Origin of the sequence: Anaerotruncus sp. AF02-27 (genome assembly GCF_003465835.1) — a bacterium.
GTDB lineage: Bacteria > Bacillota > Clostridia > Oscillospirales > Ruminococcaceae > Anaerotruncus > Anaerotruncus rubiinfantis.
In genome coordinates this window covers 1-2,744 of the sequence record NZ_QSBX01000025.1, presented here as the reverse complement: position 1 = coordinate 2,744, position 2,744 = coordinate 1, and the positions used below count along the sequence as shown (strand labels likewise).

The following is a 2,744-nucleotide window of genomic DNA, read 5'->3' as shown; positions in this document are numbered from 1 at the left end:
CGGCTTGCGGCGATTGCGCGGCAATTTCCAAAGCTCACCTGCATTGCGGCGCACTTCGGCGGATACAATAACTGGAACGAAGCGGCAGGGTGCCTTTATGATTGCCCCAACGTATACTTTGATACGTCCAGCACGCTGTTCGCGCTCGACCCGGCGCGTGCCGTTGGCATGATCGATCACTTCGGCGACGACCGCTTTCTGTTCGGCACCGATTTCCCCATGTGGGATCATGTGCAGGAATTGGAAAGGTTTCTCAATCTGAATCTTTCCGATGAGCGCAGCGACAAGATTCTGTATCAGAATTTTGAAAAACTTTTTAAAATTCAAATATAATGTGCGCCTGTCCGGCGTTTTCTCCTTGTCCAGCAGTGCGCGATAGCGCAATCGCTGCCGAAGGGCAGCGATCCAAAAAGGCCAGCGGCTTTCGCCGCTGGCCTTTTATTTGATACGTTCCTTTTTATAAGGCCCGTCCACTTCAAACGGGATATTGTTCTTTGCCAGAAAATCCCCGATCGCTGTATCGAGCAGGCGGGACAGCGGAAGGCCGCTGTCGATGGAATAATTGTAAATTGCTTTATAAATCCCCTTGTCAACGGTAGTCGACAGGCGTTTCCGATATTTCAAATCATCCATTCCCATTCATATCACCTCACTTAACTATTATAAAATATCATGAACTTGATTAATACTTAGTTAAGTGATACAATGTATGCGTTACGTAACATACTATTAAGGAGGAATCAGCATGAAAACCTACACCGTCGAACTCGACGACAACGATGCGGTCGTCTTTGAACGCGCAGTCGCGGACTATGACCTCACCACCGAGCAGTTCATCTCTATGATGCTCAAGCTGAGCATCATGCAGGCACATCTGCTCAAGGGCCTGCCGGGCAGGCTTGATATTACGAAGGGCCTTTGAAAATCCCTTCGAACAGCTCCACAATTGCCAGTTTCGGCTTGAACAGCGGCTCGTTGTTGAGCTCCAGGATTTCTCCCATCTCCGCTGATTCATCCAGAAACTCCCGGGTTTCTGCGTTTGCGGCCGGCACGCAGATCGGCGGGTACATCACGCACCACCAGTTTTTGCCGTTTCCGCTTCCGATGGTCACGCGCACCGCATCGTAATTTCCCGCCGGCAGGAACAGCTGCTCATACTGCCGGGTCGTGAAATACATATTGCACAGTTCCACCCGAACCGGCGCATCCACCCCACAGGCCGCAAGTTCCGCCTCGGCGGCGGCTTTGATCTCATCGAGATGTGCTTTTGCAGTTTTTTTCGCATCCTGTTGACTGTGGGGTCCGGCGAATACATCGCCTACATCCGCCAGAATCCGGTCGCGCACCCGCAGCTTGACCGCCTGGTCGGCCTCCCGGTCGGAATCCGCCATAATATGTAAACGTACCACGTCCGAACGCACCAGCGTACATTCCTGTCCGAACACGGCGATATTCGCGAGCAGCACCGAAACCGCAACGCCAAGCAGCACCGCGAGATCGAGCTTGCTGATCAGAGCCATCCGCTTCATAAAAAAATCCTCCCAACTTTCGTTGAGAGGATTTTTGACTTGTTTTTTTGGTTTTAATCATCGCTGGGCGGGAGTTCTTCCAGATCATACGGCGTGACCTGGTAGACGTAGTAGTTCAGCCAATTGCAGAACAGCAGGTTCGCATGGCCGCGCCAGGTATAAGGAGGCGTTTTCGACGGGTCGTTGTCCGGGAAGTAATTTTCCGGAATACCGATTGGTAAGCCTTTTTTGAGATCGCGGAAATATTCATTTGCCAGTGTATCCCGGTCATATTCCGAATGGCCGGTGATGAAAAACTGCCTGCCATCCCGGCGGCCCACCATGTAAATTCCCGACTTATCGGAACTGGCAAGGATTTCAAGCTCCGGGATCTTTGCAATGTCCCGCCGCTTGACGGTGGTGTGCCGGGAATGGGGCACAAAGAAAAGTTCATCGAACCCGCGGGTGATCGGGTGGTTTTCAACCAGCAGCCGGTGTTGGAAGATCCCGAACATCTTCTCATCAAGCGGATATTTATGGACTCCATAGTGATAGTAAAGCCCCGCCTGCGCGCCCCAGCAGATGTGCAGAGTGGACCAGACGTTCGATTTGCTCCATTCCATAATGGTGCAGAGCTCTTCCCAATAGTCGACCTCTTCAAAAGCCATCTGTTCGACCGGCGCGCCGGTGATGATCATCCCATCGAAGCGCTCATCCTTGATCTCGTCAAAAGTCTTATAGAATTTAAAGAGATGCTCGGACGGGGTATTTTTTGAGGTATGGGATTTGGTCTGCAAAAGTTCAATATCGACCTGGATCGGCGAGTTACTCAAAAGACGGAGCAATTGTGTTTCGGTTTCGATCTTCTTGGGCATCAGGTTGAGGATCACAATGCGCAGCGGACGGATGTCCTGATGCAGAGCGCGATACTCGGTCATGACGAAGATATTCTCATTTTCGAGGATCTTTGAAGCGGGCAGGCTGTCAGGAATCTTAATCGGCATTGTGGTACCACCTTTAGTTAAAATAGAGTAGTCACCATTTTAACCTAAAACGCCGGGAAAATCAAGGAATTCAGCGCCCTCGCGGGCATTCGTCGGGATTCATCAAAATTGGTGTCGCATTTTCGGTAAAGAGGTCAAGAAAAAAGTTTAAAAAAGGTGTTGACAAATTCTTTCAGCCGTGATATTATAACTAAGCTGTCTCGTGAGCGCGGCGCCAAAAACCGCCAAGAGC

At 50.8% G+C, this 2,744-nt stretch carries 5 protein-coding genes; 2 read left to right on the top strand and 3 right to left on the bottom strand.

The features are described from left to right. Positions 1 to 333 (top strand): amidohydrolase family protein (locus DWV16_RS19660; RefSeq protein WP_243007337.1); only part of this gene is annotated, 333 nt, incomplete at its 5' end. 105 nt (positions 334 to 438) lie between these two features. Here DWV16_RS19660 and DWV16_RS14945 read toward each other — a convergent pair. Continuing rightward, positions 439 to 639 carry a hypothetical protein gene (locus DWV16_RS14945; protein WP_066453206.1) on the bottom strand — a complete coding sequence of 67 codons (201 nt, stop codon included), beginning with the start codon at positions 637 to 639 and terminating at the stop codon, positions 439 to 441. Positions 640 to 745: 106 nt separating this feature from the next. On the opposite strand from DWV16_RS14945, the gene DWV16_RS19140 reads away from it, so the two are divergent. Continuing rightward, the gene (locus tag DWV16_RS19140; protein ID WP_154018794.1) at positions 746 to 922 is read left to right on the top strand and encodes a hypothetical protein; all 177 of its coding nucleotides are present in this window, start codon (positions 746 to 748) and stop codon (positions 920 to 922) included. On the opposite strand, the gene DWV16_RS14940 is transcribed toward DWV16_RS19140, so the two are convergent. Beyond that, the gene (locus DWV16_RS14940; RefSeq protein WP_066453208.1) at positions 906 to 1,529 is read right to left on the bottom strand and encodes a stage II sporulation protein R; all 624 of its coding nucleotides are present in this window, start codon (positions 1,527 to 1,529) and stop codon (positions 906 to 908) included. The genes DWV16_RS19140 and DWV16_RS14940 overlap by 17 nt on opposite strands. 53 nt (positions 1,530 to 1,582) lie before the next feature. Then, a complete protein-coding gene (gene metA, locus DWV16_RS14935; RefSeq protein ID WP_066453211.1) occupies positions 1,583 to 2,512 on the bottom strand; it encodes a homoserine O-succinyltransferase in 930 nt (309 codons plus the stop codon). Positions 2,513 to 2,744: the final 232 nt, after the last annotated feature.